The sequence below is a fragment of the Pseudomonas sp. 2822-17 genome (genome assembly GCF_002742485.1).
GTDB classification, from domain to species: domain Bacteria; phylum Pseudomonadota; class Gammaproteobacteria; order Pseudomonadales; family Pseudomonadaceae; genus Aquipseudomonas; species Aquipseudomonas cyclaminis.
This window is the reverse complement of sequence record NZ_LJRZ01000778.1, coordinates 1-267: the sequence shown is the minus strand read 5'-3', so window position 1 is coordinate 267 and position 267 is coordinate 1. Positions and strand designations below refer to the sequence as shown.

Annotated in this window: 1 protein-coding gene; it reads left to right on the top strand. The window is 39.0% G+C overall.

The genetic code is table 11. The features are described from left to right. Window positions 1-267 (top strand): tripartite tricarboxylate transporter substrate-binding protein (locus AOA60_RS28320; RefSeq protein ID WP_256592897.1); only part of this gene is annotated, 267 nt, incomplete at both ends.

Genomic DNA, 267 nt, shown 5'->3' with positions numbered 1-267 from the left:
TAACTCAACCCTTAGTAGGACAGACATCGTTTGATGTGGATAGCTTTGAACCAATTGTTAACTGGGGTGGTGATCCAACTGTTTTCGCTGTAAAAAGCGATAGTCATATAGAAACACTAGAAGATCTTATTGAAGAGGCAAAATCTTCACCTGGTTCCATAACTGTTGGAAATGCAGGAAGATTTGTAGGGCAACATTTGGCTATATTACTGTTAGAAAATGCTGCAGAAATAGAATTAGAAGATGTACCTTACCAAGGTGCAGCAG